Annotated in this window: 11 protein-coding genes and 3 tRNA genes; 6 read left to right on the top strand and 8 right to left on the bottom strand. The window is 47.6% G+C overall.

What is annotated here, in order from left to right:
- Window positions 1-5: 5 nt before the first annotated feature.
- The 8 genes from bioA to A8O23_RS18350 form a co-directional block, all read right to left on the bottom strand.
- The gene (gene bioA / locus A8O23_RS18390; RefSeq protein ID WP_066624613.1) at window positions 6-1,295 is read right to left on the bottom strand and encodes an adenosylmethionine--8-amino-7-oxononanoate transaminase; all 1,290 of its coding nucleotides are present in this window, start codon (window positions 1,293-1,295) and stop codon (window positions 6-8) included.
- Window positions 1,288-1,938 (bottom strand): dethiobiotin synthase, encoded by a 651-nt coding sequence (gene bioD / locus A8O23_RS18385; protein WP_066624611.1) that lies wholly within the window; start codon window positions 1,936-1,938, stop codon window positions 1,288-1,290. Before bioD ends, bioA begins: the two co-directional genes overlap by 8 nt.
- Complete coding sequence (locus A8O23_RS18380; RefSeq protein WP_066624605.1) at window positions 1,887-3,047, bottom strand: aminotransferase class I/II-fold pyridoxal phosphate-dependent enzyme; 1,161 nt, start codon at window positions 3,045-3,047, stop codon at window positions 1,887-1,889. Before A8O23_RS18380 ends, bioD begins: the two co-directional genes overlap by 52 nt.
- A 9-nt stretch (window positions 3,048-3,056) precedes the next feature.
- A complete protein-coding gene (bioB, locus tag A8O23_RS18375; protein ID WP_066624603.1) occupies window positions 3,057-4,106 on the bottom strand; it encodes a biotin synthase BioB in 1,050 nt (349 codons plus the stop codon).
- Between the two features lie 285 nt (window positions 4,107-4,391).
- A complete protein-coding gene (locus A8O23_RS18370) occupies window positions 4,392-5,726 on the bottom strand; it encodes a toxin-antitoxin system YwqK family antitoxin (protein ID WP_066624601.1) in 1,335 nt (444 codons plus the stop codon).
- Between the two features lie 71 nt (window positions 5,727-5,797).
- A complete protein-coding gene (locus tag A8O23_RS18365) occupies window positions 5,798-6,982 on the bottom strand; it encodes an acetyl-CoA C-acyltransferase (protein ID WP_066624600.1) in 1,185 nt (394 codons plus the stop codon).
- A gap of 333 nt (window positions 6,983-7,315) precedes the next feature.
- Complete coding sequence (locus A8O23_RS18355) at window positions 7,316-8,227, bottom strand: tetratricopeptide repeat protein (protein ID WP_066624595.1); 912 nt, start codon at window positions 8,225-8,227, stop codon at window positions 7,316-7,318.
- Window positions 8,224-9,192 carry a vWA domain-containing protein gene (locus A8O23_RS18350; protein WP_066624592.1) on the bottom strand — a complete coding sequence of 323 codons (969 nt, stop codon included), beginning with the start codon at window positions 9,190-9,192 and terminating at the stop codon, window positions 8,224-8,226. The genes A8O23_RS18355 and A8O23_RS18350 overlap by 4 nt, the downstream gene beginning before the upstream one ends.
- Before the next feature lie 281 nt (window positions 9,193-9,473).
- Between A8O23_RS18350 and A8O23_RS18345 the strand changes: the two genes are divergently transcribed.
- The 6 genes from A8O23_RS18345 to A8O23_RS18320 all read left to right on the top strand — a co-directional run bounded on the left by A8O23_RS18345 (window position 9,474) and on the right by A8O23_RS18320 (window position 13,954).
- Window positions 9,474-9,561: transfer RNA gene (locus A8O23_RS18345), tRNA-Ser, on the top strand.
- Between the two features lie 113 nt (window positions 9,562-9,674).
- Window positions 9,675-9,748: transfer RNA gene (locus A8O23_RS18340), tRNA-Pro, on the top strand.
- 65 nt (window positions 9,749-9,813) lie between these two features.
- Window positions 9,814-9,887, top strand: a tRNA-Arg gene (locus A8O23_RS18335).
- Between the two features lie 359 nt (window positions 9,888-10,246).
- Window positions 10,247-11,395: a hypothetical protein gene (locus A8O23_RS18330; protein ID WP_066624590.1), complete on the top strand. Its 1,149-nt coding sequence runs from the start codon at window positions 10,247-10,249 to the stop codon at window positions 11,393-11,395.
- 18 nt (window positions 11,396-11,413) lie between these two features.
- Window positions 11,414-13,060: a BCCT family transporter gene (locus tag A8O23_RS18325; protein ID WP_066624588.1), complete on the top strand. Its 1,647-nt coding sequence runs from the start codon at window positions 11,414-11,416 to the stop codon at window positions 13,058-13,060.
- Between the two features lie 18 nt (window positions 13,061-13,078).
- Window positions 13,079-13,954, top strand: a complete 876-nt coding sequence (locus A8O23_RS18320; RefSeq protein ID WP_066624586.1) for a universal stress protein — start codon at window positions 13,079-13,081, stop codon at window positions 13,952-13,954.
- The last annotated feature ends 19 nt before the right edge of the window (window positions 13,955-13,973 follow it).

Raw genomic sequence — 13,973 nt, 5'->3', positions numbered from 1 at the left:
GAGGCTTAAAAGCCGTTTTTCTCTATTAACTCCCGCATTCCTTCAATTGTGGCGTACACTTGATCTAGCTGCTCTTGCGTAATACAGTAGGGGGGGAGAACATAGACAATATTCCCCAGCGGCCTAAGAAGCACACCATTGTCCAGAGCAAAATGATATAATTGATCTCGGAGGTTATGGAAATAAGAAGTATCACCCACTGCAAACTCTATGGCTACAATGGTTCCTGTTTGCCGTACTTCCTTCACACCGGCTTTTCCCTTTAACTCAAGCGCAAAATTAGCGTGCGCCCGGGTAATTCTCTCCAAATCCTTTGAAAATTGTGGTTTTTCCACTAAATCCAAGCTGGCCAATGCCGCGGAACAGGCCACCGGATTAGCCGTGTAAGAGTGACCATGGAAAAGCGCCTTTGTTTTGTCTAGGCTCAGGAATGATTCATAAATGGAATGGGTAGAGGTGGTAACCCCTAAGGCCATGGTGCCACCGGTCAACCCCTTAGAAAAGCACATGAAGTCAGGTTGCCGGGTCAGGTGATCAGCAGAGAAACGTTTACCGGTGCGGCCAAAGCCTGTCATCACTTCGTCTTGTATAGTGAGCACCTCATGCTCCTGACAAAGCGCCATCAGTTCATCTAAGACTTCGGGAGAATACATGACCATGCCGGCAGTACCTAACACCAGGGGTTCGTAGATGAAAGCAGCGAATTCATTTTGCCGCAACAAAGCTTTTAGAGCGGAAAGAGATTCTGCCTCTTTGCCAGGAATGGGTACCGGTATGAATTCCACTTCAAACAAGTACTGCCGAAACGGTTGGGTAAAGATAGAACGCTCACTCACAGACATGGCTCCAAACGTGTCGCCGTGGTAGCTGCCTTCAAACGCAATTATTTTTGTGCGCTCCTTACCCTGGTTATACCAGTACTGAAGTGCCATTTTCATAGCTACTTCAACGGCAGTAGATCCGTTGTCGGTGTAAAAAACTCTTTTCTGATTGTTGGGGAGCAGACGTAAAAGTCGTTCCGCCAGTTCAACGGCAGGTTCATGGGTGAAACCGGCAAAAATCACGTGCTCCAGGGTCTGTAGCTGTTGCGCTACCCGTTGTGCAATGTGCGGATGGGCGTGACCATGAATGTTTACCCACCAAGAGGAAACGGCATCAATGTAGGTTTTGCCTTCGTCAGAGAATAACAACGCTCCTTCTCCTTTGACAATGCCTATGGGCGGCGGTGCCGTCTGCATCTGGGTGTACGGGTGCCAGCTGACCACCGAGTCGCGTTCAGATAAACTTTTAGGCATGGTTTGTCAGAAAAGATTGAAAGGATTTGGCATAGCGGCTAATCACTTCCGGGGTGAAGTCATCTTCCCAGACAATGGAGGGCAAGCGTTGCAATTTTGTATAGTATAGCACAAAGTCCTCGGTAGAATCATTCGGCACGCCATTGAAAATGATGCCGGCAATAGGAATCTTGCGGTACTTTAGCACCTCTACCGTTGATAAGGTGTGGTTGATGCTGCCCAGGTAATTGCGGGAAATCAAAATCACCTCCAGCTTCAGTTTCTGAATGAGGTCAATGATCAGGTCTTGCTCGTTCAGGGGAACCATCACGCCTCCGGCTCCTTCCACTATCAGATGGTTTTTGGTAGTTGGGGCCTCAATGGCGTCTAAGGACAGACGAATTCCTTCTGCCGCCGCTGCCGTATGCGGTGAAGCGGGCATCTCTAACCGGTACGCCTCTGGGTGGAACACGCTTTTGGTATTTGAAACCAAGCTCTGCACAGCATTCGTGTCAGTGAAATCCAGACTACCCGCCTGCACAGGTTTCCAGTAATCTGCCTGCAGGGCCTCCGTTAAGACAGAGGCCGCCACGGTTTTACCTACATCAGTGCCTATACCTGTAACGAAATATCTTTTGGGTGAAATTGGATAAGCAGATTCCATAGTTGTTGTACTTGTTCCTGGGTATTAAAAGCATGCAGCACAATGCGGAGGCGTTCTTTGCCCGCCGGAACGGTAGGGCTGAACACGGGCCTTACATCTAAACCGTTGGCCTGAAGAACAGCGGCCAAATGGCGGAGCGCCTGCGGTTCTGGCAAATGCCATGCCTGTATAGGGCTGTTTTTGGCTTGTTTTTCTGAAAACGGAGCTAAAACATTACTGTCTTTTTGTAACTCTCTGTATAATATTGATAACTGCTGCACCTTCTCCCGTTCCATCTCTAATTCCGGTAGCAGCCTATATGCTTGTTTGATAGCTGACAGGGAGGCCAAGGGAAGGGCGGTGGTATAAATAAAAGGCCGGCTGAAATTGAGCAAAAATTGCTGCAATATTTTAGAGCTAACTATGGCGGCGCCGTGACAGCCCAATGCTTTTCCGAAGGTCATGGTACGGGCAAAAATCTGTTGTTGCAGCCCAAGCTCCGTTACCAAACCTGATCCGTTCAAGCCGAACAAGCCATTGGTGTGGGCCTCATCTACTACCAGATACAGCCCTTGCTCTTGGCTGAGCGCGGCTAATTCTGGCAGAGGAGCAAAGTCACCGTCCATGGAATAGAGGGACTCCACCACCACGTACACATCGCCTTGGGCTCTGCTTAGCTTTTGCCGGAGGTCTTGCACATCGTTGTGCCGGAACGGATAGCTCTGCGCGAAACTCAGCCTGATGCCATCTTTGATAGAAGCATGGCTGTACTCGTCGTAGAAGATGGTGTCGCCGCGTTGCGGAACAGACGAGAAGAAGCCAGTATTGGCGGCATAACCAGAGTTGAAAAGGAGAGCCGCTTCGGCATCATGAACGTTTGCAATGGTATCTTCCAGTTCCTGAGCAAACGCTGAGTTTCCGCTTAAAAGCCTAGAGCCGGTTGCGCCATGTGCCGGATTGTCTGCCAGTTCATGGGCTACGGCAGTAGCTAATCTACTAGATTGCGCTAAGCCGAGGTAATCGTTCGAGCTGAAATCTATTAGGCCAGCGGCAACGGTGGTTAGTTGCCGCTGGATGCCTTTTTGGGCACGGGTCTCCAATTGCCTAAGCAGTTTATTGGGTACCTTCATGCCAAATGCTTATTCTGCGGTAAGTTCAACAGCCTGCACAGCCTCAGCGGGGGCAGGCATGGTACCTCCGCAGGCGGTTTCGGTTTTGAAGGATTTACGTGGCGTTAGGCCCAGTATTTCAAACATAGCCTTGTCATCGGCGAAACCCGGATTTGGCGTGGTCAAAAGTTTGTCTCCTGAGAAGATAGAGTTGGCGCCAGCTAAAAAGCAAAGTGCCTGCTCCGCCACCGACATTTCTTGTCTACCCGCTGAAAGGCGCACCATGGTTTTAGGCATTAGAATACGGGCGGTGGCAATCATGCGCACCATTTCCCAAACGTTTACACGTGGCTGCTCAGCCAACGGTGTTCCCTCTACCGGCACCAGCGCGTTCACCGGCACTGATTCAGGGTGCTGCTTCAGGTTGCTTAACACGTGCAGCATGGCAATTCTGTCATCGTCGGTTTCGCCTAAGCCAATAATACCGCCACTACACACAGAAATACCCGCTTTGCGCACGTTCTCAATGGTGTCAAGCCGGTCGCCGTAGGTACGGGTGGTGATAATATTGCTATAGTTTTCCTCTGAGGTGTCAAGGTTGTGGTTGTAGGCATAAAGGCCCGCTTGCTTCAGACGCTCGGCCTGATATTCGTTTACCATACCCAAGGTGCAGCAAACTTCCAGACCCATTTCATTCACGCCTTCCACCATTTCCAGCACGCGGTCAAAATCGCGGTTGTCACGTACTTCGCGCCAGGCGGCGCCCATGCAGAAGCGGGTAGAGCCCCCTTCTTTTGCCTGACGGGCTGCCTCTAACACTACTTCGTTGCTTAGCAATTTATGTACGGGAACATCAGTATGATAACGGGCTGCTTGCGGGCAATAGGCGCAATCTTCAGGACAGCCGCCGGTTTTTACTGAAAGCAAAGTGCATACCTGCACTTCGCCGGTTGCCTGGTGCTGTTTGTGTACCTGTGCGGCTTCTACAATAAGTTCCAGAACCGGTTTATAGTAGATGGCCCGGATTTCATCCATGGTCCAATCTGTGCGGAGAGAGGCAGTCAATTGAGCGTCCGTCATAGTCAGCTTTTCTTATTTGGGCTACTAAAGTACGGGGTTACACCCAAGGAAGAAAATTTTCAGGCAGTTTTAAGACGTGATATCTTTTCTGTTTTAGGCTTGTTTTCTGAAAATCAGGCGGAAAATGTTGGTCGTTATTCGTTGTTCGTTATTTGTTGATTGAAGTTAAGGTTAGAGTTAAGCGTGAGTTGAGGATGGTAAGAAGCAGAAACATTACTGCCAAAAGATCTTCCTTAACATGTGTAGCGAATAACGAACAACTAATAACGAACAACGATAGAAGGTTTATTTCTTCGTGTCTGCAACTACTTTACCATTGAGATATTCAACGGTACGGAGTTCTTTGCCGCTTTCATCAAAATACTTCCAGGTGCCGGTGGGGCGGTTGTAGTGGTAGGTGCCGGCTAGTTCTGTTTTGCCGTTCTCATACATCTGCTTGAATGTGCCGAACTTTTGTCCGTCGCGGTAGAGGGTTTCGCTTTTCACTTTACCCGAGGCGTAATAGGTGACCTCTGCGCTAATAATTTTGCCGTTTTGATAGGTGGCCTGCGACGCGATTTGTCCGTTGGGGTAGTAGGTGAGATATTCTCCGCTAAGCTTACCCTTTTTATCATAGGGTGCTACCGTCTTTACTTGTTTATTATCATGGTACTCCATCCAGGTGCCGTAGCGCTTATTGTCCTTCCATTCTTCTTGGGCGGCAATGACACCATTGGCGTGATAGCGTACTATTTTCCTGTCTCTTTCTGTGTTAGAGTATTTTATTTCCTCCCGCAGGCGACCCTGCTCATCCCAGAACTGGGCGGTGCCGATTTTTACCCCCTTAGAGTAGATGTGGGTACTGCGGCGCTGTCCGTTTTCATAAAAAGACATTGAAGGGCCTTCCGGTTTACCTTCCTTGATGCCGCTTTCGTTCATGATTTTACCGGAGCGGTAGTAGGTTTTTACCTTCGCTAGCTTTTTGGGCCCTTCACTTATGGTTTCAGTTTCAAGCTGGCCATTGTCATAATACGTCTTTATGTTTCCCTCCAGCATTCCGTTGCGGTAGGTAGCCTCTGTTTCAACTACACCGTTGGGATGAAAGGTTCGGGTTGGGCCGCTCTGGGTTTTGCGCTTATACGTGATCTCTGATTTCAACCTTCCGTCTGGGAAATACTCTTTGATCACACCTTCCGGAAAACCTTCTACAAAGTTAGTCTCCTGCTTCAGCTGCCCATTCTCATAAAAGGTTTTGTACGGACCAGACCGAAGGTCATTTTCATAGAAGCCCTGTTGAAGCAATTTTCCGCTGGGGTAAATGGCTACAAAAGGGCCATTCTTCTTGCCGTCTTTATAGGGTACCGTGAGTTTGGCTTTCCCCTCGGGGAAGAACTCAGTGTACAAACTGTCTCTTTTGCCATCTACTACTTTTACCAACACTTCCAGTTCACCTGTAGGGTAGTACTTCCGGAAGTAGCCGTGAATAAGGGTATCTGGATTTGTTTTGATAAAGTACACCTCTTTTATACTTGTCTGGAGCGAGTCATAATAGGTAATGACCTGCTGCGTTTGCCCTGCTGCAGAAAAGCGCAGGCAAAGCAAAGACAAGAACAAAAAAGAAGAGGACAATATTTTTTTCATGGACGCAAGTTCAATAAAAAAAGCCTAACATATAACGTAAGGCTTTTTTGAGTTAGTATAGTTCAGAATTTTTAGAGTCTTTCCAGCACAATGGCAGAGGCTCCGCCACCGCCGTTGCAGATACCGGTCACCCCTATTTTTCCGCCTTTTTTGTGCAGGACGTTAATGAGCGTGGTCACTATTCTGGCGCCTGATGCCCCCAGCGGGTGGCCCAGTGAAACAGCCCCGCCGTACACGTTCACATTACCGCCTTCTAAGCCTAGTTTTTGGTTATTGGCCAAAGACACTACAGAGAAGGCCTCGTTTATCTCATAAAAATCTACCTCAGAGGCGTCTACACCTGCTACTTTCAGGGCTTTTGGTATGGCTAGGGCAGGAGTGGTGGTAAACCATTTCGGATCTTGTTCGGCATCTGCGAACCCACGTATTTTGGCAATTGGGGTTACTCCCAGTTCTTCAGCTTTTTCTTTGCTCATGAGCAACACCGCGGCGGCACCGTCATTAAGGGTAGAAGCGTTGGCCGCAGTAACTGTGCCTTCCTTATCAAACACCGGACGCAGCCCCGGAATCTTCTCGAAGTTTACTTTGCTGTATTCTTCGTCTTCTGTTACAACTATAGGGTCTTTGCCCCGCTGCGGAATTTCCACCGGAACAATTTCATCTTTCAGGAAACCTCCTTTGGCTGCCTCCGCTGCTTTTTTGTAAGAGTTAATGGCATACTCGTCTTGCTGCTCACGGGTAATACCCATTTCACGGGCGGTATTCTCGGCGGCGCTGCCCATGTGGTAATCATTATAGACATCCCACAAGCCGTCTTTAATAAGGCCGTCGGTCATTTGGCCGTGCCCCAACTTGGCTCCGAAACGGGCTTTGTCTAAGTAAAAAGGAACATTAGACATGCTTTCCATTCCGCCCGCTACTATCACATCTTTATGACCCAGCATTATGGCCTGAGAGGCGAACATAATGGCCTTAGAGCCGGAGGCACAAACTTTATTTATGGTGGTACACTCCACCTCATAGCCAAGTCCGGCTTTGATGGCAGCCTGTCGGGCCGGGGCCTGACCTAAATTGGCGGAAAGCACATTGCCCATGATTACCTCCTGCACCAGACTTTTGTCTACACCGGCTTTTTCTAAGGCACCTTTAATGGCAATGGCACCAAGTTCAGTGGCTGATAGGCTGGAGAGTGCGCCGCCAAAGCTCCCTATTGGAGTACGCACTGCGGAAATCACGTATACTTCTTTGATTTGCATGGTAAGTCAGTTCTGGTTTTCAGGTGAAGATATATGTTCTGGAAAAGAAAAACAAACGGTTGTTAGCAAGCTGGGTTACTTTGATTCTAATAAAAGAGAAACATTGAAACAACCAATGTACGTAGGCGATGGTACCGTGTTCACCACTTTTACTGATAGTGAAGTTCTTTTCTACTCATTTCACAGACTAGTTAGGAGCACAGCCTAAGCCTCATCAATACAGTTTTACTGATGAAACAACATTTTATATCTGTTTTAGGGCTGTTTTTCGAAAATCACACCTAAAATAGAAAAGAATAGCCGCTATGGTGGCAGCTGAGATTCTTTCGCTAACTACCAATCAGGCCCGTCATCATTTGCCTTTCGTGTTCTGCGGCGAGGCAGTTGTTGCAGATACTGCGCTTCTTCCTGCCGCATAGCATCTAAAAGCTGCCGGGCTTTCTCTGGGCTAAGCTGAAGTTTTTTAAGTCGCTCAAAGCGGGTCTGAAGTAAAGCGTCACTGTCTGTTCCTGCCTGATTGCCCCCGCGGCCATTCTGGCCAGTAGCGTTCTGGCCAGAGCCATTCTCTCCAGTGCTGCGGGTGTTGCCTGGGCTGTCTCCCTTTGCCTGTTCTTGTTCCGGACCATTGGCTCCAGTCTTAGATGAAGAAGCGGCTCCATCCGGAATATTTCCGTTTCCTCCCAATCCATCAGCCTCTCCAGATGCTCCGTTGGAAGGGGTGCCTTTCTGATTTGGGCTTTGGGTGCCTCCTTTTCCTTGGTCGGGTTTTCTAGGTGGGGGAGGAGGTGTTTTTAGCTTTTCAGGGTGGAGGATCAGGTACTTCTGAAGCAGCTCATAATTATAGCGAGCTTCCTGGTTTGTTTCATCTGCCTTTAATGCCTGCTTACATAGCTCAACTGCTTTTAAAAAATTGCCTTCTTCAGCTTCAATCAAAGCAAGCTGGGTTGCTACCACCGAAAGGGTGTTATTATTGGAGGTGACTTTAAGCAAGGCTCTATAAAGTGGGGCAGCCTTTGAGTAATCATGTAAATGAAAGTAGGAGTGGGCCAGATTGAACTGCACGGCTTGAGAGGGAGTATTGCCGTCTTGCTGGCGTATTTTCTCATATAGGGTTGCCGCCAGTTGGTATTGCTGCGTTTGATATGCCTGCTGTGCCTGTTGGGCGTATTGGTTCCGGAGGGCAATGCGCTGCAAACCATCAAGTGGGGAGAAGGAGAACAAGACGATCAACCACCAGACTCTCATATTCTAAGTACCTGTAAAGTCCATAATACATCCAGGGCTATAAGCAGGAAGGCTGCCAGCAAGGGGTAAAGGTATTTGTTGGCGGCTACTTCCACTACCTTGGTTTGGCGTAATTCACTTTTAACGGCATTTACTGCGCTTAGCACTCTTGGTACTTCACTTATGTTCTGATTTACCTCAAAATAAGCGCCATTTGTAAGTGCTGCTACTTCTTGCAAGGTAGTGGGTTCTAACCGCGTGATAACCGTGTTGCCATCATTATCTTTTTTGAAACCCCGGCCCTGCGGAATTTTGCCGCCCGTATAGGTGCCTACGCCTACCGTATACACCCGCACGCCTGCCTCATTCAGGGCATGGGCAGCTTCTACAATGTTTTCTCCAAAGGTTTCGCCATCAGAAAAAATGACTAGCAATTTAGATCGCTCTTGTTCACGGTTTGTTTCTGTTTCTGAGAACTTCTGGTTTGCTAGTTCCAGAACTGGGGTTAAACGGGCGGCCTCTGCCGGGGCAAGGCTGGTTTTCAATGTTTGAATAAACAGTTCCAGCGCGCCCTGGTCGTAGGTCAGGGGACTGAGAACAAAAGGTTCAGAGCTGAAACCTATGAGCCCTACTCGGTCGGCATCGGTATTCTTGATGAACTCCAGCAACTCCAGCTTTATTTTCTCCAGGCGATTTGGGGGAACATCGGTGGCATTCATAGACAACGAAAGATCCACGGCTACAAACACATCTTTTCCGTTTGTTCTAATTTCCTTTGTCATTGCCCCGAAGGATGGTCCCAGCAGCGCTATGATCAATAAAGCCATGTAGATGGTCCTGATGATAGTTTTTGCCCAAAGAACGTTTGCTTTCTGCCCAAATTGATGAGCCAACCGCTTAATACGGTACAGGTAGCCTCCGTACAGCACCAAGAACAGCAGGCAAAAGAAAAACTCTACCGAAGTAAAAGGAAGGTACCAGGTCATAGGCGAAATCAGGCTCACTTGAGCAGGGGCTGCAAGTTAAGACAAAGTTCCGAAAGCAAAGGCAAGGCCGGAAATGGTGAATCAATGGCAGAAAACCCCTCATTACAGTTTAGAACGGCTTTTGCGAAAAATAATTTCACTGGTTTTACAATTATAAGCCACTGGATTTGAAGACGCTGGAGAATATCTGTAAAAAAGGGTCAACTTTTTTTGTCGGGGCTTTTGCGAATCTGCTTTTAGTTCCGCTATATTTGCACACTCTTTAACCGAAAGAGCTGCCCGGAGAGATGGGTGAGTGGCTGAAACCAGCAGTTTGCTAAACTGCCGTACCTCTAAAGGGTACCGGGGGTTCGAATCCCCCTCTCTCCGCGAAATATTCTTGTAAATTAATTTTGACGAGAAAATTTCATTTTATATCTTTGCACCGCAATTCACCAGAAGGTTAGGTTTTAGTTAGTTGGTTAACTGGAAATTGCAAGACTCGGGGTGTAGCGTAGCCCGGTATCGCGCCACATTTGGGATGTGGAGGTCGTAGGTTCGAATCCTGCCACCCCGACGAAAAAAGATGAGTAATGTTGGATGACTACAAAGACATTCTCCATTACTCATTTTCGTTTCGATGGTCTCGTAGCTCAGCTGGATAGAGCAACTGCCTTCTAAGCAGTAGGTCTTTGGTTCGAATCCAAACGGGATCACTAGAAAAAGCACTTATAAGGTAAAACTTGTAAGTGCTTTTTTGTTTTCATTTTTTTAGCACTAAATCTTCCTTCCTGACCTTTGTTCTGTCCCCGCATTATAAATATCAATATCTACCCTTGTTTTTCCCGCTTACTCTTACCCAACGTCGGCCGTTACCCTTACCCTTACCTAAGGCTGCAAATAATCTCCTTCTATATTCTACATTTCTTAGATGCTTTCATCTGTTTCATGCGGCCTTTTGCATGTATCTCATATAGCGGTAAAGAATACTTAAATCAGAGTTCATACAACGTTTATAAAATTTAAACGTCAAACTATTGACAGCCCCTTTAGGTATGGAAGACTGACTTCTTTTATGATAAGAACACTTTTACTCTCCGTTATCTGCTTTGTAAGTACATTATGCTACGCCCAATACCCGGAAGAGAAACCTGAAGAAAAGCCGCTACTTAAGCTGGGAGGCGCCGTACGGTTCAACTACAACCTCTCTTCCTGGAAAAAGGATCAGATAGAGAGGGGTGGAGACTTTGGCTATGACCTGTTTCGCATAAATGTGGAATCAGCCTACAAAGGCATCAAATTAAATGCAGAGTACCGGCAATATTCCCAGGCGTTTGGCGGTGGCTTTCTGAAGCAGGGCTGGTTCCAGTACGATTTTTCAGACCGGTCTCAAATACAAGTCGGGCTTAACCAGGTTCCATTCGGTATACAGCAGTATAACTCCAACAACTGGTTTTTTAACATGACCTACTACATTGGGTTTGAAGATGACCATGACATGGGAGTGAAGTACATACACGATTCAGGACGTTGGCAATGGCAGGCGGCCTACTATAAAAGTGCAGAGGAGTTTGTGTTCGGTTTATCAGAACCCAGCCCTAATCGCTACTCTTATGATATAACAGGCCGGAACAAAGAAAATAACCAGCTGGACTTCAAAGTAGTTAGGCGCATGGGGGATAGTCTGGGGCATGAGCTGGGAGCTTCCCTGCAAGGCGGGCTGCTCTACAACCTTGATACAAGACGGAACGGAACACGACATGCCGCGGCGGTGCATTATGAATACAAAGCAGCCCATAGCCCCTGGAACGTTAAGCTACAGGCCATGCTTTACCGCATTGATCCGGAGAATGCTCCTGAGGCAGACCAACATGTTGTGGAGATGGGAGCTTACGGAGCTAATTATAATGTAGCCGCGCGGGGTGAAGTATATACTGCCAGCCTTGCTTACCACTTGCCAATTGAAACACGTCTTTTGCAGGGCATAACAGTATACAACAACTATGGCTACTACAATAAGCGAGTGGAAGGGTTTGAGAACTCCCACATGAACGTGCTCGGTGCGCTATTTACGGCCGGTCCCATGTATATTTACACAGATGCAGCCTTTGGGTACAACCATGCTTGGCTTGGGCCCGAATGGGAAAATGCCTTTTCTGCAGGCACGCCAGGAAATACCCGCTGGCACATGCGCTTTAATGTTAACATGGGCTATTATTTCTGATTTAAAAAAGAATAATTGATGAGTAAAGTTACAAGAAGTGATACCAAAAAGTCTTTCGGGTTACATGTAAACGGGCCGGTGTTCTGGTCCTCCATCATAATATTGATAATCAGCATAGCGCTTGTGCTGATTTTCAGAGAAGATGCCGAGGCTTTTTTCAGCGAAATTCAAAGTTCTGTTACCTCCAGCATGGGCTGGCTGTTTATACTGAGCGTAAATATTTTCGTGGGCTTCTGCCTGTACATGGCCTTTGGCAAATTCGGGGACATAAGGTTAGGCGGCAAGGACGCTAAACCTGAATTCAGCACCTCCTCCTGGTTTGCCATGCTCTTCAGTGCCGGTATGGGGATAGGGTTACTGTTCTGGAGTATAGCGGAACCCATTAACCATTTTCAGACGCCGCCAATGGGAGAGCCCGGTACGCCGGCGGCGGCAAGGCAAGCCATGAACTTCACTTTCCTGCACTGGGGCTTTCATGCGTGGGCCATATATGCGTTGGTGGGGCTGTCGCTCGCTTACTTTACCTACAGCCGAAAACTTCCGCTTACAGTACGCTCAGTTTTCTACCCTTTCTTAGGTGAGCGTATTCATGGCCTTATAGGTGATATTATTGATATAATGGCTGTTCTGGCCACTCTTTTTGGTTTGGCAACTTCTCTCGGACTAGGGGTGAGCCAGGTAGCATCTGGCCTGCACCACGTCTTCCCGGCCATTGATAATGATGTCTACACTCAAATAATGCTGATAGGCGGTATCACGGCAGTGGCAACCGTATCAGTTGTAACAGGTGTAGAAAAAGGAGTGCGTATATTGAGTGAGTGGAACATTAGGATTGCTCTCTTTATACTGGTAGCCGTGCTGTTTTTGGGGCCAACTGTTTTCATCTTGGGCTCTTATGTGCAGAACACCGGCTCTTACCTGGGAAGTTTCCTGCAACTTTCGTTCTGGAACGAAGCCTATTCTTCCGGTAACTGGCAAGGCGGCTGGACCGTCTTCTATTGGGCTTGGTGGATTTCATGGGCTCCGTTTGTGGGCATATTCATAGCACGTGTTTCTAAAGGCCGCACCATTAAGGAATTTGTGCTTGGCGTACTTATTGTGCCATCTCTGCTTTCGTTTTTATGGATGACGGCGTTCGGCAGCACAGCCTTGCGTGAAGTGTTATCAGGAGGAACGGCCATTTCAGAAGCAGTAGCCAACGATATGTCTACCGCTCTGTTTGTGTTTTTTGAACAACTTCCTTTCTCCACGTTTCTCTCCATTATAGGCATCGTATTGGTAGCAGGTTTCTTTGTCACCTCATCAGACTCTGGTTCGCTAGTAGTAGATAGTTTAACATCAGGAGGCAGAACCGACTCTCCGGTAGGAATCCGTATTTTCTGGGCAGTGGCAGAAGGCGGTATCGCAGCTGTGTTGCTTCTTGGGGGAGGGCTGCAGGCCCTTCAGACGGCTGTCATCATTACAGGTTTGCCCTTCGCGCTAATTCTGCTGTTGATGTGCTATAGCCTGTACAGGGGGTTGAGTGAGGAACTGGAGGAAGTAAACAACCTTAATACAGCCCAGCAACGGAAAGATTACCAGCAGTTGGTAACAGAACTGTTGGCGAAACGTGCCGCAAAGCAGCAACCCCAAGCTTCAGAAGGAAATAAAAACGAGACACTGTAACCTTTAAATACCAGAAAGATGATTACAATAGACGCCATGATGGTATGCCTGGACCTAAGCGACATAGACGAGAAACTGGTAACTTTCGCCAGGTCAATGTGTGAGCGCTTGCCGGTGAAAAAGGTATATTTTGTACATAATATAAAGACCTCTGAATTGAGCGAAGATTTCCGCGAAACCTTTGGAGATGTGGACCTGAGCCAGGAAGTGGAGGCGAACATTGCTGATATAGTGGCAGAATGTTTTGCTGGAGGTTGCGACCATGAGATATTGGTGAGCGAAGAACCAAACACGGAGGTGATGATGGCCGACCTGGTAAAAAGGTTTAATATAAAACTTACCGTGCTTGGCAAGCGAATGAGCAACAAAAGTACTGGGGCACTGGGCACTAAACTTCTTCGCATACTACCATGCAGCGTTCTGGTCTTTCCTGAAACAGCAAATCTTCATATTGAAAGCATACTAGCCGCCATTGATTTTTCAGACGCCTCTGTGCATGGACTCAGGCTGAGTAAGAGCCTTTCAGACCAACTAGGGCTTAAGCTGGAGATTATGCATGTATACAAGCTGCCTACGCAGTATTTTCCGCTTATTTCAGAAGAGAAAGCTATAAAGAAAGCAGTAGAAGTGGTAAGTGGAAAGTTTAAGGATCTGCAAAAACGGCACAATGAAATAGCTGATGTCCCTTATGTTTTGGTTCGAGCCGCCGGTAAAAGCACCGCCGAGCGAATTTGCTTGCAGCTTCGTAAGAAAAAATATGATTTGCTGGTATTGGGGCTTAAAGGTAACAACCCCATTCCATCTCTTAGCTTGGGCAGCGTGCCTACTAATCTCTATAACATGGACATTGATATTCCGCTTTGGCTAGTGTATTCAGAAAAAGTTATCAAGTAATTAAATAATGGCGCAGCAA

Origin of the sequence: Rufibacter roseus, assembly GCF_001647285.1 — a bacterium.
GTDB lineage: Bacteria > Bacteroidota > Bacteroidia > Cytophagales > Hymenobacteraceae > Nibribacter > Nibribacter roseus.
The sequence above is the reverse complement of the archived record's forward strand: the minus strand, read 5'-3'. Positions and strand labels throughout refer to the sequence as shown.

Excerpts from the sequence above, each read along its gene's own strand:
- bioA (WP_066624613.1), bottom strand. The coding sequence starts at position 1,295 with ATGCCTAAAAGTTTATCTGAACGCGACTCGGTGGTCAGCTGGCACCCG.
- bioD (WP_066624611.1), bottom strand. The coding sequence starts at position 1,938 with ATGGAATCTGCTTATCCAATTTCACCCAAAAGATATTTCGTTACAGGT.
- A8O23_RS18380 (WP_066624605.1), bottom strand. The coding sequence starts at position 3,047 with ATGAAGGTACCCAATAAACTGCTTAGGCAATTGGAGACCCGTGCCCAA.
- bioB (WP_066624603.1), bottom strand. The coding sequence starts at position 4,106 with ATGACGGACGCTCAATTGACTGCCTCTCTCCGCACAGATTGGACCATG.
- A8O23_RS18370 (WP_066624601.1), bottom strand. The coding sequence starts at position 5,726 with ATGAAAAAAATATTGTCCTCTTCTTTTTTGTTCTTGTCTTTGCTTTGC.
- A8O23_RS18365 (WP_066624600.1), bottom strand. The coding sequence starts at position 6,982 with ATGCAAATCAAAGAAGTATACGTGATTTCCGCAGTGCGTACTCCAATA.
- A8O23_RS18355 (WP_066624595.1), bottom strand. The coding sequence starts at position 8,227 with ATGAGAGTCTGGTGGTTGATCGTCTTGTTCTCCTTCTCCCCACTTGAT.
- A8O23_RS18350 (WP_066624592.1), bottom strand. The coding sequence starts at position 9,192 with ATGACCTGGTACCTTCCTTTTACTTCGGTAGAGTTTTTCTTTTGCCTG.
- A8O23_RS18330 (WP_066624590.1), top strand. The coding sequence starts at position 10,247 with ATGATAAGAACACTTTTACTCTCCGTTATCTGCTTTGTAAGTACATTA.
- A8O23_RS18325 (WP_066624588.1), top strand. The coding sequence starts at position 11,414 with ATGAGTAAAGTTACAAGAAGTGATACCAAAAAGTCTTTCGGGTTACAT.
- A8O23_RS18320 (WP_066624586.1), top strand. The coding sequence starts at position 13,079 with ATGATTACAATAGACGCCATGATGGTATGCCTGGACCTAAGCGACATA.